25 protein-coding genes and 2 pseudogenes are annotated in these 24,642 nt (G+C 71.9%); 19 read left to right on the plus strand and 8 right to left on the minus strand.

Annotation, left to right across the window (positions count from 1 at the left end):
- The first annotated feature begins 19 nt into the window (after positions 1–19).
- The 3 genes from ACWD0A_RS03290 to ACWD0A_RS03300 all read left to right on the plus strand — a co-directional run bounded on the left by ACWD0A_RS03290 (position 20) and on the right by ACWD0A_RS03300 (position 2,424).
- On the plus strand, positions 20–796 hold the full coding sequence (locus ACWD0A_RS03290) for an SDR family oxidoreductase (RefSeq protein ID WP_451294132.1): 777 nt from the start codon (positions 20–22) through the stop codon (positions 794–796).
- A gap of 117 nt (positions 797–913) precedes the next feature.
- Complete coding sequence (locus ACWD0A_RS03295; protein WP_451294134.1) at positions 914–1,828, plus strand: SDR family oxidoreductase; 915 nt, start codon at positions 914–916, stop codon at positions 1,826–1,828.
- 287 nt (positions 1,829–2,115) lie between these two features.
- Positions 2,116–2,424 (plus strand): hypothetical protein, encoded by a 309-nt coding sequence (locus tag ACWD0A_RS03300; protein WP_451294136.1) that lies wholly within the window; start codon positions 2,116–2,118, stop codon positions 2,422–2,424.
- 96 nt (positions 2,425–2,520) lie between these two features.
- On the opposite strand, the gene ACWD0A_RS03305 is transcribed toward ACWD0A_RS03300, so the two are convergent.
- Positions 2,521–3,504, minus strand: coding sequence for a LysR substrate-binding domain-containing protein (locus ACWD0A_RS03305; RefSeq protein ID WP_451294138.1), 984 nt, complete (start codon positions 3,502–3,504; stop codon positions 2,521–2,523).
- 300 nt (positions 3,505–3,804) lie between these two features.
- Between ACWD0A_RS03305 and ACWD0A_RS03310 the strand changes: the two genes are divergently transcribed.
- Positions 3,805–6,009, plus strand: a complete 2,205-nt coding sequence (locus ACWD0A_RS03310; protein ID WP_451294140.1) for a M9 family metallopeptidase — start codon at positions 3,805–3,807, stop codon at positions 6,007–6,009.
- 310 nt (positions 6,010–6,319) lie between these two features.
- Here the strand turns inward: ACWD0A_RS03310 and ACWD0A_RS03315 are convergent, their stop codons facing one another.
- Complete coding sequence (locus ACWD0A_RS03315) at positions 6,320–7,219, minus strand: LysR family transcriptional regulator (protein ID WP_451294142.1); 900 nt, start codon at positions 7,217–7,219, stop codon at positions 6,320–6,322.
- Between the two features lie 221 nt (positions 7,220–7,440).
- Here ACWD0A_RS03315 and ACWD0A_RS03320 point away from each other — a divergent pair, with 221 nt between their 5' ends.
- The 11 genes from ACWD0A_RS03320 to ACWD0A_RS03370 all read left to right on the plus strand — a co-directional run bounded on the left by ACWD0A_RS03320 (position 7,441) and on the right by ACWD0A_RS03370 (position 13,739).
- Positions 7,441–8,262, plus strand: a complete 822-nt coding sequence (locus ACWD0A_RS03320) for a hypothetical protein (protein WP_451294144.1) — start codon at positions 7,441–7,443, stop codon at positions 8,260–8,262.
- 392 nt (positions 8,263–8,654) lie between these two features.
- Positions 8,655–8,957 carry a gas vesicle protein GvpO gene (locus tag ACWD0A_RS03325; RefSeq protein WP_307717031.1) on the plus strand — a complete coding sequence of 101 codons (303 nt, stop codon included), beginning with the start codon at positions 8,655–8,657 and terminating at the stop codon, positions 8,955–8,957.
- 65 nt (positions 8,958–9,022) lie between these two features.
- On the plus strand, positions 9,023–9,457 hold the full coding sequence (locus tag ACWD0A_RS03330) for a gas vesicle structural protein GvpA (RefSeq protein ID WP_451294146.1): 435 nt from the start codon (positions 9,023–9,025) through the stop codon (positions 9,455–9,457).
- A gap of 3 nt (positions 9,458–9,460) precedes the next feature.
- A complete protein-coding gene (locus tag ACWD0A_RS03335) occupies positions 9,461–10,174 on the plus strand; it encodes a GvpL/GvpF family gas vesicle protein (RefSeq protein WP_451294148.1) in 714 nt (237 codons plus the stop codon).
- A 24-nt stretch (positions 10,175–10,198) separates the two neighbouring features.
- Positions 10,199–10,453: a gas vesicle protein GvpG gene (locus ACWD0A_RS03340; RefSeq protein WP_177147919.1), complete on the plus strand. Its 255-nt coding sequence runs from the start codon at positions 10,199–10,201 to the stop codon at positions 10,451–10,453.
- A gap of 156 nt (positions 10,454–10,609) precedes the next feature.
- Positions 10,610–11,053 carry a gas vesicle protein gene (locus ACWD0A_RS03345; protein ID WP_451294150.1) on the plus strand — a complete coding sequence of 148 codons (444 nt, stop codon included), beginning with the start codon at positions 10,610–10,612 and terminating at the stop codon, positions 11,051–11,053.
- Positions 11,050–11,880, plus strand: a complete 831-nt coding sequence (locus tag ACWD0A_RS03350) for a GvpL/GvpF family gas vesicle protein (protein ID WP_451294152.1) — start codon at positions 11,050–11,052, stop codon at positions 11,878–11,880. The genes ACWD0A_RS03345 and ACWD0A_RS03350 overlap by 4 nt, the downstream gene beginning before the upstream one ends.
- Positions 11,877–12,089 (plus strand): gas vesicle protein, encoded by a 213-nt coding sequence (locus ACWD0A_RS03355; RefSeq protein WP_451294154.1) that lies wholly within the window; start codon positions 11,877–11,879, stop codon positions 12,087–12,089. The genes ACWD0A_RS03350 and ACWD0A_RS03355 overlap by 4 nt, the downstream gene beginning before the upstream one ends.
- A complete protein-coding gene (locus ACWD0A_RS03360; protein ID WP_451294575.1) occupies positions 12,022–12,447 on the plus strand; it encodes a gas vesicle protein K in 426 nt (141 codons plus the stop codon). Before ACWD0A_RS03355 ends, ACWD0A_RS03360 begins: the two co-directional genes overlap by 68 nt.
- A 111-nt stretch (positions 12,448–12,558) precedes the next feature.
- Complete coding sequence (locus ACWD0A_RS03365; RefSeq protein WP_451294156.1) at positions 12,559–13,107, plus strand: DUF2165 domain-containing protein; 549 nt, start codon at positions 12,559–12,561, stop codon at positions 13,105–13,107.
- 257 nt (positions 13,108–13,364) lie between these two features.
- The gene (locus ACWD0A_RS03370) at positions 13,365–13,739 is read left to right on the plus strand and encodes a VOC family protein (RefSeq protein WP_451294158.1); all 375 of its coding nucleotides are present in this window, start codon (positions 13,365–13,367) and stop codon (positions 13,737–13,739) included.
- 202 nt (positions 13,740–13,941) lie between these two features.
- Here ACWD0A_RS03370 and ACWD0A_RS03375 read toward each other — a convergent pair whose 3' ends face one another.
- The 5 genes and pseudogenes from ACWD0A_RS03375 to ACWD0A_RS03395 all read right to left on the minus strand — a co-directional run bounded on the left by ACWD0A_RS03375 (position 13,942) and on the right by ACWD0A_RS03395 (position 18,954).
- Positions 13,942–14,388, minus strand: coding sequence for a roadblock/LC7 domain-containing protein (locus tag ACWD0A_RS03375; RefSeq protein ID WP_451294160.1), 447 nt, complete (start codon positions 14,386–14,388; stop codon positions 13,942–13,944).
- Complete coding sequence (locus ACWD0A_RS03380; RefSeq protein ID WP_451294162.1) at positions 14,385–16,442, minus strand: sensor histidine kinase; 2,058 nt, start codon at positions 16,440–16,442, stop codon at positions 14,385–14,387. The genes ACWD0A_RS03375 and ACWD0A_RS03380 overlap by 4 nt, the downstream gene beginning before the upstream one ends.
- A gap of 384 nt (positions 16,443–16,826) precedes the next feature.
- Positions 16,827–17,545, minus strand: a pseudogene (locus ACWD0A_RS03385) (alpha-L-fucosidase); the annotation flags it as partial.
- Between the two features lie 145 nt (positions 17,546–17,690).
- Entirely contained in the window at positions 17,691–18,254 is a 564-nt protein-coding gene (locus ACWD0A_RS03390) for a rhodanese-like domain-containing protein (protein WP_451294164.1), read from the minus strand.
- A gap of 124 nt (positions 18,255–18,378) precedes the next feature.
- Positions 18,379–18,954 carry a potassium channel family protein gene (locus ACWD0A_RS03395; RefSeq protein WP_451294166.1) on the minus strand — a complete coding sequence of 192 codons (576 nt, stop codon included), beginning with the start codon at positions 18,952–18,954 and terminating at the stop codon, positions 18,379–18,381.
- Positions 18,955–19,162: 208 nt separating this feature from the next.
- Here ACWD0A_RS03395 and ACWD0A_RS03400 point away from each other — a divergent pair, with 208 nt between their 5' ends.
- From ACWD0A_RS03400 to ACWD0A_RS03415, 4 genes are all read left to right on the plus strand, one after another.
- Positions 19,163–19,597, plus strand: coding sequence for a DUF7144 family membrane protein (locus tag ACWD0A_RS03400; RefSeq protein ID WP_451294168.1), 435 nt, complete (start codon positions 19,163–19,165; stop codon positions 19,595–19,597).
- 249 nt (positions 19,598–19,846) lie between these two features.
- Positions 19,847–21,949, plus strand: a complete 2,103-nt coding sequence (locus ACWD0A_RS03405; protein ID WP_451294170.1) for a SpoIIE family protein phosphatase — start codon at positions 19,847–19,849, stop codon at positions 21,947–21,949.
- A 166-nt stretch (positions 21,950–22,115) separates the two neighbouring features.
- The gene (locus tag ACWD0A_RS03410; protein WP_177147929.1) at positions 22,116–22,586 is read left to right on the plus strand and encodes a cation:proton antiporter regulatory subunit; all 471 of its coding nucleotides are present in this window, start codon (positions 22,116–22,118) and stop codon (positions 22,584–22,586) included.
- A 4-nt stretch (positions 22,587–22,590) separates the two neighbouring features.
- Positions 22,591–23,802 (plus strand): cation:proton antiporter, encoded by a 1,212-nt coding sequence (locus ACWD0A_RS03415; protein WP_451294172.1) that lies wholly within the window; start codon positions 22,591–22,593, stop codon positions 23,800–23,802.
- 80 nt (positions 23,803–23,882) lie between these two features.
- Here ACWD0A_RS03415 and ACWD0A_RS03420 read toward each other — a convergent pair.
- Positions 23,883–24,613 (minus strand): annotated as a pseudogene (locus ACWD0A_RS03420) (2OG-Fe(II) oxygenase).
- Positions 24,614–24,642 lie beyond the last annotated feature (29 nt).

The following is a 24,642-nucleotide window of genomic DNA, read 5'->3' on the forward strand; positions in this document are numbered from 1 at the left end:
CCGCTACGGGAGGTGTCAATTGGCAGCGATCATCGACCTGTCCGGCTCCGTCGCCGTCGTCACCGGCGGAACCCGAGGCATCGGCGCGGGGATCACCCGCGCCCTGCTCGAAGCCGGTGCGCAGGTCGTGACCTGCGCGCGACGAGCTCCGGACAAGCCTGTCGAGGCTGCGGGGCGCAGGGCCCGCTTCCTCCCCGTCGACCTCCGCGACCCGCAGGCGGTCGGTGGATTCTTCGAACGGGTGCGGAGCGAGTACGGGCGACTGGACACCGTGGTCAACAACGCCGGGGGCACTCCGTTCCGGATGCTCGACGGCGGCGGGGCAGAACACCACGCCCGCGTCGTCGAGTTGAACCTCGTCGCGCCGCTGACCGCCTCGATCGCCGCGTACGAGGTGATGCGCCATCAGAGCGGGGGCGGATCGATCGTGATGATCGGCAGCGTCAGCGGGACCCGTCCGTCCCCGGGGACCGCGGCGTACGGAGCCGCCAAGGCGGGCCTGGAGAACCTCGCCCGCTCCATGGCCGTGGAATGGGCGCCCCGGGTGCGGGTCAACACGCTCGTTCTCGGCATGGTCCGCACCGAGCTGTCCCACCTGCACTACGGGGACGAGGACGGCATCGCCGCCGTCGGCCGCACCGTGCCGCTCGGCCGGCTCGCCGATCCCTCCGACGTCGGCGACGCTTGCGTCTTCCTCGCCTCCGACCGGGCCGCGTACATCAGTGGCGCGGCCCTGCACGTCCACGGCGGAGGCGAACGCCCGGCGTTCCTCGACGCCGCCGGCGTCAACAACTGACCGCCCCGGCAGGGGCGACGCGTGCCTTCGCGCGTCCCGCCGCCGCCGTCGTGGAGCCCGCCGGCACCAGGTCCGGGCGGCTGCCGCAGGACATCCGCTCACCGAAAGGACACAGCCATGACCACCGGAATCTGCACCGGGCGCGTCACCGTCGTCACCGGGGCCGGCCGCGGGCTCGGCCGCGCGCACGCCCTCGCCTTCGCCGCCGAGGGAGCGAGAGTGGTCGTCAACGACCTCGGCGTCGGCCTCGACGGCACGGGAGGGGTCTGCGGGCCCGCCCAGCAGGTCGTCGACGAGATCCGCGCGCTCGGCGGGCAGGCGGTCGCCCATGGCGGGGACATCGCCACCGCCGAGGGCGCGGCCTCGCTCATCGCCACCGCGGTGGACGCCTTCGGCCGCCTCGACACCCTCGTCAACAACGCCGGATTCCTGCGCGACCGCATGCTCGTCAATCTCGACGAGGACGACTGGGACGCCGTCATGCGCGTCCACCTCAAGGGCCACTTCCTGCCGCTCAGGCACGCCGCCGCGCACTGGCGCGCCGAGGCGAAGGCGGGCCGTACGCCCGAGGCCCGCGTGATCAACACCAGCTCCGGGGCCGGCCTTCTCGGCAGCGTCGGCCAGGGCAACTACGCCGCCGCCAAGGCCGGGATCGTCGGCCTGACGCTTGTCGCCTCGGCGGAGATGGCGCGCTACGGCGTCCAGGTCAACGCGATCGCCCCGGTCGCCCGCACCCGGATGACCGAGCGGACCTTCGCCGACACCATGGCCGCCCCCCAGGACGGTGCATTCGACGCCATGGACCCGCAGAACGTCTCTCCCCTTGTCGTCTGGCTGGGTTCCTCCGCCTCTGCCGGGGTGACGGGCCGGGTCTTCGAGGCCGAGGCCGGCCGGATCACCGTCATGGAGGGCTGGCGGCCGGGTCCCACCGCGGACAAGGGCGCCCGCTGGACCCCGGCGGAGGCGGGAGAGACCGCCCTCAAGCTGCTGGCCGAGGCCGAGACCCCCCAACCGGTGTACGGGGCGCGTTGACTTCCGCTCCCCGGTCCTCAAGGGCGGGATTCCTGCCACGGTCGGGTGACCTCTCGGTGGGCTCCTGCTTCACCGCGCCGTGCTGGTACGAGTACCGGTCTTACGGCACCGCCGGTCCGGAGGCCTTGGCGACGTTGACCGTCGCGTTGATGTCCCGGTCGAGGACGGCCCCCGCAGGCGAGGGCTTCGCCGATCCGGCGACGGGCTTCGCCGGTCCGGAGTCCGTCCCGTGTCGTGGAGGCCACCGTCTTCTGCCCCGTACCCGTACGCCTGCTCTCGTTCCCCATGTGATCGATGGCTCCGGTGAGTGCCGTCCCCGGGTCGGCGGCGGTGTCGAGCTCACGTCGCTCGCCGCCGCGGTGAATTCGGCCGGTGGCGTCGACACCGAGTACGGCGCCTCAGGCTGGTCCAGCGCGAGCATCCCGCACCTGATCGGAACGCCGGACGTCAACGGGGACGCGATCCCGGACATCCGGACGGTGCGGTCCGACGGATCCGTGAGGTTCTACGCGGGCAGCCGGACCGCGCTCTCCGGCTCCGGCACGGAGATCATCGGCGCCGCGAGCTACTGGAAGACCCGCATCGGCATCGGATGACGCCGCGCGCACGGCAGGGCCGGAGGACTCTCCGGCCCTGCCGTCGTTCTGCAGGCCGGCTGCCGGAACGCCGGTGCGCGCGGCCCGGCAGCCCCGTCACGTGAGCTTCGTGCCGGCCCGACCCGTCGGACGAGCGGCGGCGTAGGTCCGGTTCGCCCAGGCCTGGAAGTGCGGTGCACGGATGACGAGTTCACGGTAGGCCGCGGCCGCGTAGTGGTGGAGCGCTTCCGCCGTCACCTCGTCGACGCTGTCGCGCCGCCGGATCAACAGGTGCCTGAGCCACAGCGGCGTACCGGCCAGCGGTTTGATCTGCACGCCGTCGACGGGCCTGTGGGTGGCCTGGATGGCGGAGACGCCGTGGCCGTCGGCGATCAGTGCCTGCAACTGGTCGAGCGGGCTGAACTCGTGCACGGCCGCAGGCGTGAAACCGGATGCCCGGCACGCATCGTAGAACGCGCCCGGCCAGCCCACCCCGTCGTCGGATGCGACGAACCAGGTGTCCTCGGCCAGCTCCTCGAGCGGCACCTCCACCCGGTGCGCCAGCCGGTGATCGGCGGGCAGCGCGACGAAGACCGGCGCCGTGACGATGGCGCGGTGCGCGAGCGCGGGGGAGTGGCGCAGATCCTGCCCCGGGTAGTCGATGCCCAGCGCGGCGTCCAGTTCGCCGGCCTCCACGAGCCTGACCAGGTCCCCGGTGGCGTACACGCTGCTGATCGACATCGTCAGATCCGGGAATGCCGTGCGCATCGATGCCACGAGGCCGGGCAGGACCGGGGTGTTCGTGGCACCGAGCCGCAGCGTGCGCGTCGTTCCCGGCGGCGTGGCGGTCCGCCGCCGGCCGAGGGCGTCCGCACGGGCGAGGACGTCGCGGGCCTGGCTGACGACCTCGACACCGTACGCGGTGAGCTCCACCCCCGTGCTGCCTCTGCTGAACAGCGGCTCGCCCAGCGCCTTTTCGATGCGCCGGAGCTGCGTGCTCATCGCAGGCTGGGTGTATCCGAGGGCCGTGGCGGCCCGGCCGACGCTCCCGGCGTCCGCGATGGCGCACAGGGCACGCAAATGGCGTAGTTCCAGCTCCACTTGCACACACCTCGCCGGCCGGGGGTCTGAGACGACCGGCCCATTATGAGCGGCTCCCCGCCCGTCCGGTACGGCACGGGCACCCTGGGGCCACGTCACCGGTGTTATGCCTGATCCGGTCGATCTCCTATCCCTCAACTCGTTGTTCGTGCAGGGCAGTCGTGGAAATCTCCCTGTGCGCCTTCGCCCCGATCGGGCGAGCGGGCGGAGCCGCCCGGCCGGCGCAACCCCCCACCAGGAGTGTCGATGCGAAGAAGAATGCCTCCCTTGCTCGCCCGGGCATCCGCAATATGTGCGTCCGTGGCGCTGGCCATCATCGGAACCCTCCCCGGCTCCGCGTCCGGGGCCGTCGGCCGGCCCGCTCCCGAACCGGCCGTCTCCTCCGCTGCGTCCGCCGCAGCCGATCGGGCATGGACGGGGACCGGGAACGCCCCGACGGACCGCCAGCTCAGGCCGCTGACCCCGGGCGAGCTTCCCCCGCTGTCCGGCCCGGGGTCCGGGAACGGACCGGCCCCGGCCACGCACACCGTCCCGGCCGCCGGGACAGCAGCCGCCTGCTCACCCGCGGACTTCGGCTCCCGTGACGGCGCGCAGCTCGTGAGTCTCGTCAAGTCCTCCACCGACGCCTGCCTGAACAGCCTGTTCAGCGTCGGAGCGGCCGACGCGCACAGCGCGTTCCGCGAGGCGAAGATGGTCACCGTCGCCGACGCCTTCCGCACCTCCGCACTCCGCTACGCCGGAACCAACGCCGACGGCACCTACCAGCTGGTCCTCTTCCTCCGTGCCGGCTACTACGTCCAGTACGGCCATCCCGACGAGGTCGGCGAGTACGGAGCGCCGCTGAGGACCGCGATACGTGGCGGCCTCGACGCGTTCACCCGGAACAGCCACTATCTGGACGTCACCGAGGAACACGGCCGTACGCTCAGTGAGTCGGTCATCCTGATCGACAGCGCCGCGGAGGCGGGCCGCTATCTCGGGCCGCTCCAGCGGGTCCTGAACGGCTACAACAGCAGCTGGAACGCGTCGAGGAGCATGGTGGCCTCCGTCAACGCGGTGTACACGCCGTTGTTCCGGGGCCACCAGTTCCCCGACTTCGTCAGGGCCGTCACCGCCGATCCGGGCATTCTGCGCACCCTGAACCGGTTCGCCCTCGGCCACCTGGACCTGCTCGGCACCGACCGGGCGTACCTGACCAGCAACGCCGGAGCCGAGCTCGCCCGTTTCCTCAGGGACGCCCCGCTCAAGGCGACGGCCCGCCCGCTGGTCAAAGGGGTCCTCGACGCCACCGGCATGACCGGGCCGACCGCCCGGCTGTGGCTGGCCACGGCGAACCTGGCCGACTACTACGACGCCGCAGCGTGCGGGTACTACGACATCTGCGGATTCAAGGACGAGCTGGCGAAGGTCGCCCTGCCGATCACCCACGCGTGCGATCCGGCCCACACCATCCGGGCCCAGGAGCTGACGGCCGCCCAGCTGGCCGCGTCGTGCGGCAGTCTGCAAAGCCAGGACGCGTACGTCCACGACATCATCGCCGACAACGGTCCCGTGGCAGACGACCACAACACCACCATCCAGGTCATCGTCTACAACAGCCGTACGGACTACCAGATGTACGCGGGGGTCATGTTCGGCATCGACACCGACAACGGCGGCATGTACCTGGAGGGCGACCCCTCCCGCCCCGGCAACCAGGCCCGCTTCATCGCCTACGAACAGGACGGCCAGGTCTGGAACCTCAACCACGAGTACACGCACTACCTCGACGGCCGCTTCAACACCCACGGCGACTTCGCCGACTCCGTGGCCGTGCCCACCGTCTGGTGGATCGAGGGCTTCGCCGAATACGTCTCCTACAGCTACCGCGGCATCGACTACACCGCCGCGATCACGGAAGCCGGCAAGCACACCTACGACCTGAGCACCCTGTTCCGGACCACCTACGAGAACAGCAACCAGGCCAGGACCTACCAGTGGGGTTACCTGGCGGTCCGCTACATGCTGGAGAAGCACCGCCCCGACGTGCTGGCCATCCTGGCCAGGTTCCGCACCGGCGACTACAACGGCGCCTACGCCCTCTACGCCGACGGCATCGGCACCCGCTACGACGCGGACTTCGACGCCTGGCTCACCGCCTGCGCCGCCGGTGCGTGCCAGGGCGGCCCGTCCGCGACGCCGTGCACCGGCGCCGACACCCGGCTGCTGGGCCGGAACTGCTCACGCTCCGGCCGTTCGGCCGCGGCAGGCGGCACCGACCACCTCTACCTGTGGATGCCGGCCGGCTCCACCACCCTGACCGTCACCACCAAGGGCGGCACGGGCAACGCCGACCTGTACTACAACGCCGGCACCTGGGCGTCGCCGAGGGTGTACAGCGCCCGCTCCACCGGCACCGGCACCACCGAACGCCTGACGGTCACCAACACCACAGCCGGATACCGCTACATCAGCCTGTACGGTGCCACGGCCTTCAGCGGCGTGACGGTGACCACGTCGTACTAGGCGGTGTCTTCACATGATCTCGAGTGGTGGATCACGTTCGGGTGATACGTCGCCATGAACTCTCGGATGCCGAGCGGGAGTTGCTTTGGCCACTGTTGCCCGAGTCGTTGCGGGGCCAGGAAGCGGTTGGACGACCGCGCGGTGCTCCACGGGATCGTGTGGAATGCGCCCACCAGCATGCTGCGGGGCCCCCGAAAAGGGGGCTCCGCCACCGGGACTCGGACGCTCCCGAGGTGGCCCGGCCAGCGGGATTCACCGGGTTCGCCTCGGCCCGGATCACCGAGGTCGCGCGCCGCCGGTTCGGTGTCGACTACACCCTGGCCGGGCGGGACTCGGCGTCGCGCAGCAGATCCCGCAGTCTCAGTGCCGCCGGTAGCGGGGCAGCAGGCAGCGCCACATGTACGGTCCGGCGCAGGGCCGGGTCGGTGAGGCGGCACAGGACGAGTTCGTCGGGGACCGCCCGGGCGGCCAGCGAGGGGACCAGCGCCACTCCCAGCCCGGCGGCCGCGTAGCCGAACTTCCCGGTCCACTCCGCGATGCGGATGATCTTCCTGGGGGTGAAGCCCGCTCGCGCGCAGGCGTCGGCGAGTATCGTGGGGCGGCCGCCGTACGCGCTCTGGAGCCAGGCTTCGTCGTGCAGTTCACGCAGGTCGATCGCCCCGGCTCCGGCCAGGCGGTGCCCGCGCGGGAGAGCGACGAACAGCTCGTCCTCGCACAGCGCGGTCGTCGTCACACCGTCGGCCGACGGCAGACCGGACGGGTAGTCGCTGACGACGGCGATGTCCAGTGCCCCGTCCGCGAGGCGCTCCATCAGCGTGTCGGTCGGGCCCTCGACCGCGACGACCTCGACATCCGGCCTGGCGTCCTGGAGCGCCCGCAGGGCGGTGGGCACCAGCGAGATGTTGGCGGTGGCGAACGCGCCCATGTGCAGCAGCCCGCCGTGGCCCGCGTGCAGCACCGCCAGCTCCCGCTCCGCCCGCGACAGCCGGTCGAGCACTTCCATGGCGTGCCGGTGCAGCGTGCGGCCTGCGGGATTCAGTCGTACGCCTCGCGGGAGCCGTTCGAACAGTGGTCCGTCCGCTTGCTGTTCCAGCGCGGCGATTCGCCGGGACACCGCGGACTGCGTGTAGTTGAGCCGGGCCGCCGCTTTCGTGAACGATCCGGTTTCGGCCACGGTCACGAGCAGTCGCAGCGCGTCGATCTCGAACACGTTCCTCCCGCTTCCAAGGTTCTCCTCCGGCCCTCACCATCTTCCCCCAGACATTCCTCGGGCGCATAGATCCCATGCAATCCAGGCGCTGGTGGAATGCCTTGCCCCGCCCTAACGTCGTCACCGGGGCGGTGCCTTGGAGGGGGACTGGGCTCCGCCGCTCCAGCCCAAGGGACCCGAGGGGGAAGTGTGTTGAGCGACTCAGGGCCCGGGGGCCGGGTTTGACGGGGAGTACGGGCCGGCCGACCAGGGACTACTACGCGGGACCGATCGGCGGGAGGCCCCAGCGCCCGGCACCGCCGCCCCTGTTCGGCCCCGTCCCGCGGGAGCAGCGCGGCGCCTGCTGGTGGCTGGGCTGGCTGCTGCCGGTGATCGCCGCCCACCGGCTGTGCTCCCCGACGCGCCCGGACCGGATCGTCGACCCCCTGGTCGCCAGGCTGCGGCTCTGGCGCACCGGTGTCGGCTTCGCCGCGACCGTCGGCGCCTGGCTGGGCCTCGGACTCGTGGCCCCTCGCGACATACCGGCCCGACTGCACGAGAACTTCGGCATGAGTCTCGGCGCCACTGCCTGCATCTTGCAAGTCCTCTGGCTCGTGATCGCCATGGTCCCCAACGGCCGCAGGTGGCCGGTGGCGGTACAGGCACGCGGCTCGCTCGTGGCGTTCCTCGCCACATGGACCGCCATCGCGACGCTGATGCAGACCAGCCTCTCCCAATGGCCTCCCGCCTCGCCCGCGGCCGCCGCCGGCGCGCTGTGGCTGGCACTCTTCAGCGCGTCCGCGGGCCTGCTGATCACCACCAACGGGGTGCGCACCGCCGACCTCAACGACGCCCTGCCGGCCGTCGTGTCCGTCGTGCCGATCCTGCCCGTCAGCATCCCGCTGCTGGCAGCCGACCCCATGTACGACCGGGTCTCGCTGCCGCTGCGCCTGCTGATCGGCCTGATCGGCCCGGTGACCCTGATCGCACTGGCCCGTTGGGAGCTGCGCCGCCTGCGCAGGCTGTACGGCATACGCCTGTCCGACATATGGCGTCGGCCCTGAGCAGCCCCCCGAGTTACTGGTGAGCGGCGTCCGGGAGCTCGGCGCAGTCGGCCTCGGTGAAGCCTGTGCGAAGACGACTCCCAGAACTGCCGCGCCCCGGTCGGGGACGGTGGTGCGGTCTCCTGTCCTGCCACACACGCGCCGCCCGGTGTGTCAGCGCAGTGACGAAGTCACCGCCCCTGCCGGTTGCGCACGTGCCGGCAGCCCGTCCGCTGAGGGGCATGTCCCCTTCGTCGCCCCCGGGGGGTATCTGAGCTGGTACGCGGAAAATCAGTGGCGACAAGTAACCGACACCGCTGCATAGGTCCGGTTCTCACGGGCACGCGCATCGAAGCCACGGCGGACGGCCCAAGGCTTCGCCGGAACACGATTTCCGAGGCACGACAGGCGGGATGATGAACACCACGGACGGCAACGGCGGTACGGCCGCCGAGAAACGGATCGATGTTTCCACGGCCATGCGCCGTGCCTCCGACCAGCTCGCCGAGTTGCTCCGGTGCGAGCCCGGCGCCGTTTCCGCGCTGCGTGCCACCGATGAGGGGTGGCGCGCCGACGTGGAGGTCGTCGAACTCGAAAGAGTTCCGGACACCATGAGCGTCATGGCGTCCTACCGCGTCGAACTCGACGCCGACGGCCGACTCGTCGCCTACGAGCGCAGGCACCGGTATGCGAGAGGCCGGATCGACCGCCGCTGAAACCGGGGCCCGGCCCGTCAGGTGAGAGGCCGGGTCCGAAACAGCTCATCGGATGGAGTTCTGCTGTGACTGTCGTCCAGCAAAGCAATGCAGCGACCAGTGGGAGCGGCTCGGGAACCCTGTACGACGTCCTCGAGCTCATCCTCGACCGAGGGCTCGTCATCGACGCCTTCGTGCGGGTCTCCCTGGTCGGGATCGAGATACTCAAGATCGACGTGCGCGTGGTCGTCGCCAGCGTCGACACCTACCTGAGGTTCGCCGAGGCGTGCAACCGTCTGGACCTCGAATCCGGGCGCAAGGCGCCCAGCCAGCTCACGGACATCGTCGGCGACATGACCGAGAACGGCGCGAAGGGCAAGTCGAAGGGCGCGCTGAGCGGGGCGGTGGAGGCTTTCACCGACACGATCAAGGGCAACCGCGACGAACCCGAGGAGGAGCCGCGCAAGCGCTCCGCCCGCAAGACCTCTGCCAGTCAGACGTCCCAGAGCCGGGGTGAGTGACCGGTGCCCACCTACGTGTACGCCATCACCCGGGCCGACCACCCGCTGCGCCTGGACGGCGTGTCCGGCGTCGGTGACCCGCCGGCGGACCTGCGCACGGTCACGGCGCGGGACCTCACGGCCGTGGTCAGCGAGGCGCCGCCCGGTCTGCGGGCCAAGCGCCGGGACGTGATGGCCCATCAGAGCGTCGTCGAGAGGCTCATGGACGAAGGCGCGACCCTGCCCATGCGCTTCGGCCTGCTCGGTCCCGACGACGAGCAGGTGGCCGCCGTCCTCGAACAGGAGCAGTCCGGCTACCGGGAACGGCTCGCCGAGCTGGAAGGTCACGTCGAGTTCCATCTCAAGGCGTCCCGCGACGAGGACGACCTGCTGCGCGAGATCATGGAGCGGAACGACGAGATCCGCCGGCTCAACGAGCTCACACGGGACGACCCCTCGGCCCACCGGGAACGCGTGGCACTCGGCGAGATGGTGTCCGACGCCGTCACGGCCCGCCGGCAGAGCGAGGCCGGCGAACTGGTGGCCCTGCTGGAAGGGGCCGCCGCGCGGACCGCACGGGGCGAGGCCGCCACGAGCGACTTCCTCAACGTGTCGTTCCTCGTCAGAGACGAGGAGGCGGCGGCCTTCACCCGGCTCGTCCGGGAGGAGGCGGAGCGGCGGGGGAAGACCTACCAGCTCACGCTCACCGGGCCGCTTCCCCCGTACAGCTTCGTCTGACCTCCCCGACGGAAGGTGGCAGCCGTGGGGCTCATCACCGGCCTCCTGACGTTCCCGCTCGCTCCCGCCCGGGGTACCGCCTGGGTCCTCGACCAGCTCGTGCTGGCCGCGGAACGCGAGTACTACGACCCGGAGCCGGTGCTCAGGGAACTGGCGGCACTGGAGCGGGACCTGACGGCCGGCCGTATCGGGGCGGAGGAGTTCGACCGGCGGGAGGACGAACTCCTCGACCGGCTGGAGGAGATCGAAGCCCACCGGCGTGGAACGCGCGGCCCCTGACGGGGCCGTGCGGGCCCCGGGCGCCGCGGCGTTCCGCGGTGCTGAGACAAGGAGGTGCACGGCAATGACGGACAACGCCGGGCCGGGCGCAGCCCCGGCAGGGGAGCGGAGCACGTCACCGGGCGAGGCCCCGGCGACGTGGAGGGGACGGACGCCGTGACCCAACCGCTCGCCGGCCGCACGGCCGCTTCCCCGTACGGACAGCAGGGTTCGTCGGCCAACCTCGCCGACATCCTGGAACGCGTCCTGGACAAAGGTGTCGTCATCGCCGGCGACATCCAGATCAACCTGCTCGACATCGAGCTGCTGACCATCAAACTCCGCATCCTCGTCGCCTCCGTGGACAAGGCGAAGGAGATGGGCATCGACTGGTGGGAGCACGACCCGTCGCTGTCCTCCCGAGCGGTGGCGCCGCGGCAGGCCGCCCCGAACGGGCACCCGGCAGCGGCGGAGGCCGCGCACGACGGGCAGGAGGCCCTGGCGCACGAGAACGAGCGGCTGCGGGCCGAACTCGCCGCCCTGCGGGCGGCGGCGGGACTGCCCGGAGCGGCCACGGGCACGGAGGGGCACGCCACCACAGAGAGGCGGGACGAACAGTGAACACCGCGGCCGACACCCCGCTGAGCCGCCGGACCGGCGACGAGCTGTCGTACGTGTACGCAGTCGGCCGGGACCACGACGCGCTGGCGCGCACCGCCGTGCGCCTCGCCGGTGTGGACGACCGGCCCGTGGGCGTGCTGGCCCGCGCCGGCGGACTCGCCGCCCTCGTGTCGCGCGTACCGGCCGTCGCGTACGGTGAACACGGGCTGAAGGCACAGCTGGAGGACCTGGCCCGGCTCGAGGCGGTCGCCCGCGCCCACCACGCGGTGGTCGACGCCGCGTTCGCGGCGGCGACGGTGCTGCCCATGCGGCTGGCCACGGTCTACCTGGACGACGAGCGTGTGACCGCGATGCTGGGGGAACGTCACCACGAGTTCGACGAGCTGCTCCAACGACTGGACAAGCACGTCGAGTTCGGGGTGAAGGTCTACGCCGACCCGAGCGGCGCCGCCGTACCGGAGCCGGCCGGGGAACCGGCGGCCGAGAGTCCGGGGCGCGCCTACCTCCAGCAGCGGCGGGCGCAGCGGCGCGCGGGGCGGGAGGCCCACCGGGCTGCCGCCGCCGTGGCCGCGGACGCCGCCCGGGCCGTCGGCGATCTCGCCCCGGAGCGTGTGGTGCACCGCCCCCAGCAGGGCGAACTGTCCGCCCGGGACGGGGAGAACGTCGCCAACGAGGCCTACCTCGTGCCCGAGGACCGTGCCGGACTGTTCCGTACGAGGCTCCAGGCGCTCGTGCGTGACACACCGGGCGTACGGCTCGAGGTCACCGGCCCCTGGGCCCCGTACTCGTTCGCGACCGTCGTCGCCGGCGGCGGCGCCGCACGATGAGCGCCGAGCCGGACCGGGCGGACGCCGCCGCGATCGGCACGCCCGCGGGTCCGCAGGTCGCCCTGATCGATCTGCTGGACCGCCTCCTCAACGGAGGAGCGGTGCTCACCGGCGACCTCGTCCTGTCCGTCGCCGACGTGGATCTGGTGCACATCAATCTCCGCGCCGTCATCCGATCGATCACGGCGGACGAGCCCGGCCCGTGGTGACGCGCGCCAGGCACCCGGCGGGAAAGCCCGTACGGTCACACCCGAGGAGGACCCAGTGAGCGGCGAAGCCCGCACGACGGCCCGGCGTCTGGAGACGGATCCCGAGACGGTGGAACGGGACCTGATCAAACTCGTGCTCTCCCTCGTGGAGTTGCTGCGCCAGCTGATGGAGCGCACGGCCCTGCACCGTGTCGACGAGGGGGATCTGAGCGAGGACCAGGAGGAACGCGTCGGGATGACGCTGATGATCCTCCAGGAGCGGATGGCCGAGCTGTGCGACCGCTACGACCTCACGATGGACGACCTGAACATCGACCTCGGCCCCCTCGGCTCCCTGCTCCCGCGGCACACCGCCTGAGCCGCCCTCGGCGACGACATCGTGGAGCACCTCCACAACTCGCCGTGTTCATGGCAGAGTTGAAGTCCAGGTGACGGCGAGGCGCCGGCGCCGACGAGCGAGGGGGCGGACGTGGCGGACGGCACCACGCGCGGCGGCGGCCTGCTGGACCGGCTGCTCCGGCTCGGTACCGCGCCCGTCGCGGCGACCGTTCTGACCGGGACCATGGCGGTCTACATGACGCTGGTCGCCTTCGGGAACATCACCGACTTCGGTACGAACCAGCAGTTCGTCCAGCACGTTCTCGCCATGGATACCACGTTCAAAGATCCGCAGCTGATGTGGCGGGCGATCGAGTCGCCGGCGCTGCAGAACACCGCCTACGTCGCCATCATCGCCTGGGAGACCCTCGCCGCCGCGGTCCTCCTCCTCGCCACCTGGCTGTGGGCGGCGGGCCTGCGCCACCGCGCCCACGACCGTGCCCGGAGGGCGAGCACCGTGGGTCTCGTGATGGTGTTGCTCCTTTTCGGACTGGGGTTCATTGCCATCGGCGGCGAGTGGTTCGCCATGTGGCAGTCGTCGGACTGGAACGGCCTGGACGCCGCGGCGCGCAATACGACGGCGGCGGCCTTCGCCCTCGTGGTGGTCCATCTCCCGTCCGTGCGCGGCGACGACAACTGATACGCCGTCAACAGGAGTGCCCCGCAGGCTCAGGGGCCTTCCTCGCGTATCTCTGTTGTCGTAGTCGGCCGGATCAAGTAGCGTCACCCGACGTGAACACCGGACCGGCGATACGCCACACACAGACGGGCCATCCGGTGGAGGGCTGATCGCTCGTCGGGTGCCGAGAAGGCACCCCCTCGTTTCGGCACGCGGACCTCCCAGTGCTCGCGCACAGCGAGTCCCTTTTCGTGTCGAACACCAGCGAGGTCAGCCGTATGACAGTCACGTTCAACCACACCATCATCGCCGCCAAGGACCGCTCCGAGTCGGCGCGGTTCTTCCGAGAGCTGTTGGAGCTCCCGGAAGCTCCGTCCTGGGGCCCGTTCACGAACATCCAGCTCACCGACGGCGTCCTGTTGCAGTTCGCCGAGCCGCCGGTCGAAATCCAGATGCAGCACTACGCGTTCCTGATCGACGACGAGCTGTTCGACCGGGCGTACCAGCGCCTGTGCGACGGCGGCATCGACCACTGGGCCGATCCGCAGATGCGGCGCCCGGGCGAGACCAACAACGAGCACGGCGGTCGAGGGGTGTACTTCAAGGACCCCGCGGGCCACGCGATCGAGCTGATCACACGCCCGTACCTGTAGCCGGCTCCGTGCCCGGCCAGGCCCCCGCGACGGGGCGCCCGGCCGGGCACCGGGATCACCTCTTCGCAGGAGGCCACGGTGTTCTCGAACTCCTCGCCGGCCTTGCGGTCCTGGGCGTAGAGCTCGACGTTGACGAGGACTTCCGGCCCGCGGCCCAGGGATCGACGACGGCCCGGTCATCGGTGATGACGCCGGCCTCGCCTCAGCGCGTGGCGACCGCCTGGAGTTCGGTGACCAGCTGCGGCGTGAGCAGGCCGCCCACGCGGTCGGACAGCACCCCCATCTCGTAGCCGATCATGCCGACGTCGCTGTCCTCCGCCGCGACCACGCCCAGACAGCTCCCGTCCCGGACCGTGGTGACCAGCAGGAAGCCGCCGTACATCTCGATCATCACCAGCCTCACACCCCCTCCGCCGTGCCGGCCATGGGCCCGGGCCGCGCCCAGGGCGAGGCTCGTGATACCGGAGACGACGGCGGCCAGGTGGTCGGCGCGGTCGCGGCCCAGGGAATCGGAGGCAGCGAGCAGCAGCCCGTCGGACGAGACGGCGACCGCGTCGGCGACGCCGTGGACGGTCCGTACGAATTCGGCGATGAGCCAACTGAAGTTCTGCGCCTCGCCGGTGAGCGGGGTGCCGGTCGTCAGGGTCATGCGCTGTCCTTTCCGGCTGCCGCGCCGCGGGCGACGCCCTCGCGGAAGCCGCTGAGCATGGACCTGATCCGGTCCTTGCCTGGTGGTTGCTCGGTGGGGGCGGGGGCGGCGAGCAGCGCGGGCGGCAGGGCCACGTATGCGGTGATGCCTGAGCCCTCGGTCTCGCGGAGTTCGACCTGCGCGCCGAGGCGGGCGGAGAGCCGACCGACGACGTAGTGGCCGAGGAAACGGGTGGGTGCGACGAGGAAGCTCTGCTGTCCGGAGAGACGGGCGTTGGAGCGGGCCAGCGCCTCGGCGGTCATGCCGACGCCGCGGTCCACCACGGCGAGGCAGTATTCGGCTCCGTCGCGCCAGCCGTACACCTCGACAGGGCAGTGTGGCGGTGAGAAGACCAGTGCGTTCTCGATCAACTCGGCGAGCAGGTGAGACAGTTCGGCGACCGCGTGGCCGCGGATCCGGCACGGCTCGACGTCCACGGCCGCCACCCGCTGGTACTGCTCGACCTCCGACACCGCTGACTGGACGACCTCCAGCGCGCCGACCGTGCCCGTCCAGGTACGCGGCGGCCCGTGCTCGCCGACGAGGACGAGCAGAGATTCGGCGTTGCGGCGCATCCGGGTGGCGAGGTGGTCGAGCTCGAAGAGCTCGGCGAGCGCGTCCGGGTCGACCTCCTGGCTCTCCAGCGTGGTGATGAGGCCGAGCTGGCGGCGGAGCAGGCTCTGGTTGCGGCGCCCGAGGTTGGCGAGAGACTCCGAGGTGTTGCGGCGGAGGACGGCCTGCTCGGCGGCGAGGCCGACAGCCGTCCGCTCGACATTGTGAAGAGCCGCGGCGAGCAGGGCGATCTCCTGCGCGCCGTCGTGGAATCCGGGCTCCGGCCCTGGTTCGGGCGGCTCGAGTGTGAGGCGGGCCGCGGTGTCGTCCGGGTCGGCCTGCTGAATGCGCAGGACCGCCTCGGACAGGCGTGCACCCGCCACCTCGTCCGCCTCCTGCGCGAGGGCGCCGAGCGGGCGGGTGATGGAGCGGGCCGAGAGTACGGCGAGGGCGGTGGCGAGCGCGACGATCAGCACGCCGAGGCCGAGAAAGCCCCCGAGCTGGCCGGTCGCATCATCGCTGAGCTGCCCTGCCCTGTCGCGTACGTCCGCGCCGACGCGCCGCTGGACGGCGTGCAGGTCGTCGACCAGCACGGTCATCGACCGCCACCACACATCCGGGTCGACGTTCAGCCGGGACCCGTCCGCGCCGGCCGCCGCACGTTTCTCCATGCCGGTGGCCCGCTTGGCGTCGCGGGTCGCGAACGCACGGTCGAGCGCCCCCCGCTGGGCCTCGGTGGCCGACTGCGCGTACTGCCCGAGGGCGGCGACCCGGGCGGCCCGTACCTCGGTGAACGCCAGATACTCACCGCCTCTGAAGCGCCCCGCCGCGAACACCCCGTTGAGCGAGCCGCGCTCCAGCGCCACGGATTCCTCGATGTCGGCGAGCGCCTGGAGCGCGTCAATCCCGTCCGCCAGCGCCCTGTCGCCGCGCGCCGCGTCATCTCCGTCCGCCGACTGTGCCTTGATCAGCGCGGTGATGACGGAGGTGTAGAAACGCAGGGTGGCCGCACGGTCCGCGGACCCGTCGTCGACCTCGGCCCGTACGGCGGCCAGACCCGTCAGCAAAGCCCGCGCTCCCTCCACCGCGGACGCGGTCTCCGGGTCGTTGTCGCCCTCGGCGAGCAGCACGGCGAGGTCGGCACGGGCCTCGTCGGAGCGCAGGCGCTGCCCGTCGACGTCGTCGCGGTACTGGCGGGCGCCGCCCAAGAGGCCGTTGGTGAGGCCCCGTTCGCGCTGCAGATCGTGTACGAGCGCCTGGACCTGGAGCACGAGGTCCACTCGTTCCCTGGTCTCCCGCGCCGCGGACCAGTCGGCGGCGCGATCCGCGACCGCGAGCCCGGTGAGCACGAGCAGCAGACACGTCGGCACGGCCAGCACGACGGCGACCCGCCCGCGGATGGTCTTCCAACCAGGCAGTGCACGTGCGATGCGGCCGATCCCCGGCTTGGCGTTCCCCGTCACACGACCGACGCTAGGCAACGACCGTCAGCACGCCATTTCCCGTCAGTAAGGAGCCCGTTGCACCCCCCTCACCATGGGGCGGTCGCCGGGTGCGGGCCGCGCCATCTCTCCGTAATACGGTGCCGAACCGGGCCGAGGGAGCCGTATCGGGGAACCGAGGTGTAGCTGTCGCGGTCAGGTGCACTCAGCCCCTCAGGCTCCCACAATCGGACGCGAGGCCGTCCCGGCCGCCGGGGCGGCCGTCGCGAGTGGGTCCCTACGACAGGGGCTCGATCCACACGGAGCGGTAGAGCACCTTGTTGCCGTGGTCCTGGAGGCGGATGGCGCCGCCGCCGTACGCGGGTGTGGCGACGTAGCGCCACTGCTTGACCTGGTAGCGGGGGTCCCCTCGGGGGCCTGGAGCGGAACGCCCTGCTCGGGCGTGGCGTAGTCCCGTGACCGAGCATCCGGGCGTTGAGCACGGTGTCCGGTTCCCGGCCAGGATGCGGGCGGCGAGTGCGTCCAGGCCCCACTGCTCCTCGGCCCGTTCCCACTCGCCGTCGAACCACAGCAGATCGGGCGGTAGCGCTAGACCGGCTCGCCGAGCTGGCCGTCGCGGTAGGCCAGGTAGCGGGCCCATGCCGCCGGGTCCTCGACACCGTCCGCGGGTGCGACCCAGCGGCTGGTGAGCACGTCCTCGTGGTCGGGCGGGGGTGCAGCACGCTCGCGTAGTCCGGGTGGTTCCAGTCCGAGTGCGAGTAGTACAGGCCCACCTTGAGCCCCTGCTCGCGCAGCGCTTCGGCGTAGGGGCCGACCAGATCGCGTGCGGCGGGCGTGCGGCGTACGACGTCCAGGTCGTCGAGCGCGGTGTCCCACAGGGCCACGCCGTCGTGGTGACGGGCCGTCAGCACCGCGTACCGCGCGCCCGCCCGCGCGAACAGCGCCGCCCATTCCCACGGGTCGTAGCGCGCGGCGGTGAAGCCGTCCAGCTGCTTCATGTACTGCTCGTGGGAGACCTGACCGGTGTGGAACGACCAGGACTCGGGCACGCCGTCGACGGCGTAGACGCCGCAGTGGACGAAGATTCCCAGCTTCGCGTCGGAGAACCAGGACTGCACGGGCATTGAGGGCAACACCTCGGTCGCGGTGACGGAAGGGGCGGCCGTGCGCCGCGCCGCGCCGACGCTATGCCGGACGCGGGATCTCAGAAGGGAGTCGCGCCTCCGGTGCCGTCACACCGGGCGGCCCCGGGTGACGGCATGCGGCCCCTCACGCCGTCAGCGAGGCGATCGTGGCGTCGAGGTCCGCGTCCTTCGGACGGTTGTGGGGCAGCTTGGCCAGGACGTGGGCCATGCCGCAGGTGTCGGTGAGGGCCGAGAAGACCAGCCCGCCCGCGATGCCCGCGGACAGCAGCCGGGCCGCGGGCCGCACCCGGCCGAGGGCGAGACCCGCCAGGACCAGCGAGCCGGCCGCCAGCCGGACCTGCCGCTCCATGGCCCACGCCGTCCGTGCCCCGGCCGGCCGGTGCAGGTCGTGACCGAGCTCGGCCCAGCTGTCGGTGCCCCCGGTCAGGGTCGCCGCGGTGATGCCGTGCCCGGCGAGGATGTCGCACGCCCGGGCGGAGCGGGTGCCCGAGGCGCAGACGACCAGCAGATCGCCGCGCTCGGCCGCGGTTCTCAGCGCGGGCAGCGCCCGGTCCAGGCGGTCGAGCGGAATGTTGTGGGCGCCGGGCAGGTGGCCGGAGGCGTACTCGCCCGGTGTGCGCACGTCGATGACGGTCAGCTCGTGCAGCCGGGGGCGGGCCTCGGAGGCGGTCAGGGAGAAACTCGGCATGGTCGCTTCCTTTTCCTCGTCTTCCTGTGTTCCTGGTGGGACGTACCCCACTCAACCAGGTTTCCAGGGGATGTCCGGCGCCAGGCGTCGTGGCCCCGCCGCGACCGGCCGGAGATCCTCCGGACTAGGAAGGTCCGTCCGACGGTAAGTCCCGGCTCTGCCTCAGCCGTTCGCCGAGTCGCCCGCGCAGCGTGCGGGTGAGTGCGCCCGTGGCCGCGGTCAGGAAGACGAAGGTGTAGAGGATTTGCACCATGGTCACCACGCGCGACGTCTGCCCGGAGGGCGTGATGTCCCCGTAGCCGACCGTCGCCAGGGTGGTGACCGTGAAGTACAGGGCGTCGACCCGGGTGGTGAGTCCGTCGAACTGGCCCGGCTGCTTCGCCAGCGCATAGTAGGCGCCGGCGAAGATGACGATCGACAGGCACATCAGCAGCGGGATCACGATCCCCGGCCTGGCCCGCGTGCCGCCTGCGACGACGTCGCGGATCTGGACGAGCAGCAGCACGCTGACACCGGACAGCGCCAGAGCGAAAACCGTCCAGCTCGCGACCGGGCGGTGCGGGCCGATCTCGTCGAGCGGCAGCACGAAGTACCCAGACGTCATGGCGGTCACGGCGACGACAGCGAACAGCCGCCACCACGCCGGCTCCCGGCGGCCCGGGCCGCTCGGCGCCCGGCGCGGATTCGGTGTGTCCGTCATGGTGCCTCCCGGAGCCGGCGTCCGCACCAGTCAACGCCCGTGCCGCCCCGACACGCCCCATGTGCTGCGGAAACCGAGTGAGACCGGCCGTCGCGGGCCCGCCGCCGTCACCCGTCCGGATTCCTCCGGATGGCGCAGGGGACGGCGCCGCCGGACGCTCGAAACCCCGCACGCGTCCGCGTACGGGGACCCAGCGCGAGGAGTGATCATGAGCCAGCAAACGCGCCCGGTCGGCGCCACACCGCCCGTACCGGACCCGTCCGACGGCTGGGTGACCGGCGGAGTCGTCTTCGCCGGCGTCCTGATGCTGTGCGGCGGCGTCCTGGCCGTGTTCCAGGGCCTCGCCGGGATCATCGAGGACGACTGGTACCTCACGGTCGGTGACTACGCGTACCGGATCAGTCTCACCGGCTGGGGCTGGATCCATCTCATCGTCGGGCTCCTCGTCGCGGTCACCGGCGCCGGGGTGCTGAAAGGCGCCGAGTGGGCCCGGCTCACCGGCATCCTGCTCGCCTCGTTGAGCCTGGTCACGCAGTTCCTCTTCCTGCCGTACGCCCCGATCTGGTCGGTGATCATGATCGCGCTGGACGTGTTCGTGATCTGGGCGCTCGCCGCGTACCGGAACAGCGGCCGGGTGGCGTGACGGGCGATCTCCGCGGGTCCGGCGAACTCCCCGTCGCCCGGCACGAGTTCGCCGTTCCGTCCCGCCCGCCGGGCCGGGTGGGCAGCGCACGCGCCGGGCGCGGCCCGGGCGCGGTCCGCCGCGACAGATCGGTCCGAAGGGCTGCGGTGCACGCCGGTGGGGAGGGAATATGGGAGGTATCCCGTCATCCGGTGTGAGGTCGTGAGCGGACGGCCGTGCCTGTGCATCGCGACAGGGGAAGGAGCGATTGTGGGCAGCGCTGACGTGTTCCGTGCCGGCCTCGCAGCAGACCGCCGTACGGACGCCGCGCTGTCGCCGCCGGGCGGGCTCATGGACGTGCTCGCGGTCGCCGCCGTCGTCCTCGACTCACAGGGCCGCATCGTGCTGTGGAGCCCGCAGGCGGAGCAGCTCCTCGGCTACACCCCGCAGGAGGCACTGGGGCAGTACGCCGCGCAGCTGCTGGTCGCCGACGAGCACTTCGACCTGGTGCTGAGCCTGTTCCAGCAGGTCATGGAGAGCGGCCAGGGCTGGGAGGGCGTCTTCCGGGTACGGCACAAGGACGGCTCCACACGGCTGCTGGAATGGCGCAACATGCGCTTGCAGGACGACCTCGGCGGCTACTACGCCCTGGGGCTCGCCACCGACCAGCCGACGCTGCGGCGCGTCGAACGCGACCTGGCGCTGTCGGTGCGCCTGGTGGACCAGTCCCCGATCGGGCTCGCCGTGCTCGGCAGCGACCTGCGATACGTGGCCGTGAACCCCGCCCTGGAACGGATCGGGGGGCGGCCCGCCGACGACCTCATCGGCCGCAGCATTCCGGAGACGCTGCCGTTCGGCGACGCGGAGAGCCTGGAGGCCGCCATGCGCGAGGTCCTCGCCTCCGGTGCGCCGCTGCTGGACCGGCATGTGCTCGGCCGGGTCCTCTCGGACCCCGTCGGTGAGCGTGCCTGGTCGGTGTCCCTGTACCGGCTGGAGGACCCCGGCGGACGCGTGCTCGGGATCGCTCTCTCCGTCGTCGACGTCACCGACCGGCACCGCGCGGCCACGGAGGCGGAGCGGGCGCGCCGGCGCCTGGCCCTCGTCGCCGACGCCTCCGTACGCATCGGGACGACCCTCGACCTGGAGCAGACGGCCCGCGAGCTGGCGGACGTGGCGGTGCCCGAGCTGGCGGACGTGGCCGCCGTCGACGTCCTCGACAGCGTCCTCGCCGGCCCCGACGGCCGCCCGGACCGGAGACGCGACGACGCCCCGATGCTGATCCGCGCCCTCGCGGTCGCCGCCGCCTACCCCACCGTCGCGGTCGAGGCCGCCGACCGTCCCGGTGAACTCGCCCGGTACGACGCCGGGCGTCTCGTCACCCAGTGCGTCAACACCGCACGCCCCGTCACGATCCCCAGACTCGGCGAGCAGGACCTGCGCGACATAGCCCGCGACAGCAGGGCCGCCGGAATCCTCGCCGAGGCCGGCGTGCACTCCTACATGGCCGTGCCGCTGATCGCCCGCGGCGAGGTCCTCGGGGCGCTCGACCTCAAACGGGCCCGCAATCCCGACCCGTTCACCGAGGACGACGTCCTGCTGGCGACCGAGTTCGCCGCGCGCGCCGCCGTCTGCATCGACAACGCGCGGTGGTACCGCCGGCAGCGCCAGACCGCGCTCACGCTCCAGCGCAGCATGCTGCCCGAGACGCCCGAGCATCTCGTCGGCCTCGAAGTGGCCTCCCGCTATCAGCCGGCGCGCGCGGACAGCGAGGTCGGCGGCGACTGGTTCGACATCATCCCCATGGACAGGGAACGCACCGCCCTGGTCGTCGGCGACGTGATGGGCAGCGGGATCAACGCCGCCACCGCCATGGGCCGGCTGCGCACGGCCACCCAGACGCTCGCCCGGCTCGCCCTGGACCCCGCCGTCGTGCTGCGCCACCTCGACGAGATCACCGCCGGACTCGACCCGTACATCGCCACCTGCATGTACGCCGTGTACGACCCGCACCGCGCACAGTGCTGCATCGCCAACGCCGGCCACCTGCCCCCGGTCCTGGTGCGCAGCGGAAGCGCACCCCGGCTGCTCGACCTGCCCACCGGCACCCCCCTCGGCGTCGGCGGCGTCGGCGGCGTCGCACTGCGCAGCATCACCGTCGGCATCGACCCGGGTGACGTGCTCGTCCTGTACACGGACGGCCTGGTCGAGACGCGCGACCAGGACATCGACGTCCGGCTGAACATGCTGCTCGACCTGCTCCAGACCGCCGACGCCACGCTGGGGGAGACCTGTGACCGGCTGCTGCACGCTCTGCGCCGGCCCGACGCCCCGGACGACGTCGCGCTGCTCCTCGCCCGCGTGACCGGCTCGTAGCAGCGGCTCGCCCCGCGGGCCGCGGCGGCGCTGTGCGCATCCACCGGACGGGCCCGGGGGCGCGGATGACACGATGGCGGAGCGGTGCCGCGCCGATCACCGCAGGTCCCCCGTAGGCAAGCACGACGCGAACGAACAAGGAGGACGGGCCGTGCCCGCTCCCCGGATGAGCACGACACCTCTGCCAGGCATCGGAGTCCAGTACGACCTCACCACCCGCGAACACCGGCACCTGTCGGTCATCGCCCACCGCGACGGCACCCGCTCGGTGAACGTCTACCGGCCCGACGATCCCGACGCCTGCGCGCAGTCCGTGCACCTGACGAGCGCCGAGGCCGCCTCGCTCATCGACGCCCTGATGCCCGACCACCACAGCTCCAACGTCCTGCACACCACCGACCTCGGCCTGATCGCCGAGCGGGTCGAGGTGTCCGCGCACTCCGTGTGGAACGGCCGTGTGATGGGCGAGATGCGGCTGCGCACCGAGACCGGTGCCTCGGTGGTGGCCGTACTGCGCCGTGCCGAGGCCATCCCCTCGCCGGGGCCGGACTTCCGGCTGGCCGGCGGGGACACGCTGATCGTCATCGGCACCCGCGAGGGCGTCGAGGCGGCCGCGGCGATCCTCGGACGGGAGTGACCGGGTGCACTCCGCGATATTCCTCATCGAGTTCGGCGCGATCATCCTCGGCCTGGGACTGCTGGGCAGATTCGCGGGACGGCTGCGGTTCTCGCCGATCCCGCTGTACCTGCTCGCCGGTCTCGCCTTCGGCACGGGCGGTCTGCTGCCCCTCGGCGCGAGCGAGGAGTTCGTGGCGATCGGCGCCGAGATCGGCGTCATCCTGCTCCTGCTGATGCTCGGCCTCGAGTACACGGCGAGCGATCTCGTCTCGAACCTCAGGACGCAGTACCCGGCCGGCCTCGTCGACTTCACCCTCAACGCCCTGCCGGGCGCGGCGGCGGCGCTGCTCATGGGCTGGGGCCCGGTGGCGGCCGTCGTCCTCGGCGGTGTCACGTGGATCTCGTCGTCCGGCGTCATCGCCAAGGTGCTCGGCGACCTGGGCCGGCTCGGGAACCGGGAGACCCCGGTCATCCTCAGCATCCTGGTCCTCGAAGACCTGGCGATGGCTGTCTACCTGCCGATCATCACCGCCCTGCTCGCCGGCGTCGGTCTCGCCGCGGGCAGCGTGACGCTGGCGATCGCGCTGGGTGTCGCGGGCGCGGTGCTGTTCGTCGCCGTCCGCTACGGGCGGGTCATCTCACGCTTCGTCAGCAGCGACGACCCGGAGAAGCTGCTGCTGGTCGTGCTCGGCCTCACCCTGCTGGTGGCGGGCATCGCGCAGCAGCTCCAGGTCTCGGCAGCGGTCGGCGCGTTCCTCGTCGGGATCGCGCTGTCCGGCGAGGTGGCCGAGGGCGCGCACACGCTGCTGAGCCCCCTGCGCGACCTGTTCGCCGCGGTGTTCTTCGTCTTCTTCGGACTTCACACCGACCCGTCCAGCATTCCGCCGGTGCTGCTGCCCGCTCTCGCGCTGGCCGTCACGACGGCCCTCACCAAGGTCGCCACCGGCTACTGGGCGGCGAAGCGCGCGGGTGTCGGCCCCAAGGGCCGCTGGCGCGCGGGCGGCACGCTGGTGGCGCGCGGCGAGTTCTCCATCGTCATCGCGGGCCTCGCGGTCTCGGCGGGGATCGAGCCGTCGATGGGTCCGCTGGCGACGGCGTACGTCCTGATCCTGGTGGTCGTCGGCCCGCTGACGGCGCGGTACACGGAGCCGGTCGGCCTCCGGCTGACGTCCCGGCGCCGTCGGCACGTCACCGAGCCGGTTCCGGAGCCGGCCAGGGTGGAGGCCCGCGACTGACACCTCGCGCCCGCCCCGGCGGCGGCCGCGGCCGGGTCCGTCGCCCGTGGCCGACGCATGAGGCCCGGTCGCGTCCTCTGTCACGCCGCGTCGTGGAAGACCAGGCCCAGCGAGCGGCGCAGGCCCGAGCGGACGGTGCTCACGCCGTGCCGGACCGCCCCGGCGGACCAGCCGCGGCGGGTGGCGACCGGCGGTCCCGTGTGGTGAAGACCAGGCCGTGGCCCTGTTCCAGTACGCGGACCGTGCCGCGGGACTGCGCCCGGGGCCGCTGCTCGACGAGAAGGAATTCACCGCCCGTGTAGTCGCGGCCATAGGCGTCCAGGCCGATGACCACCTGCAACGGGAAGACCATGTCCCCGAACACGTCCCGGTGCAGGGCGTTCCAGTCGCCCCGCTCGTAGCGCAACAGGATCTGCGCCGACCGGTCCTGGCCCGCCGCGTGGCACATGGCGAGCCACTCGTCCAGCGAGTCGGGCCACGGCGCCGGGCGGCCCAGGCGTCGGGCCCAGTCGCGGGCGACGCCCAGCAGGTGGGGGTAGAGCGCGGCACGCAGTTCGGCGACCGGCTCCGGCAGCATGTGCGTGAAGTACCGGTAGCTCCCCGAGCCGAAGCGGTGCCTGGCCATGTCGATCGTGCTCCGGAACAGCTCCTTGCGGTCGTACAGGCCGGCGATCGCCGCGCACTGCGCGGAGGTGAGCAGCGGCGGGGTGAGCGCGCAGCCGTGTTCGTCCAGTTCCCGCGCGAGGCCGGGCCAGTCGGCGCCGTCCACGCGCCGGCGCAGTGTCGTCCGGGCGGCGGTCGTCGCGCTCATCGTCGTTCTCCGGTGTCGTATCGGGTCCT

The organism is Streptomyces sp. NPDC002867 (genome assembly GCF_053591895.1).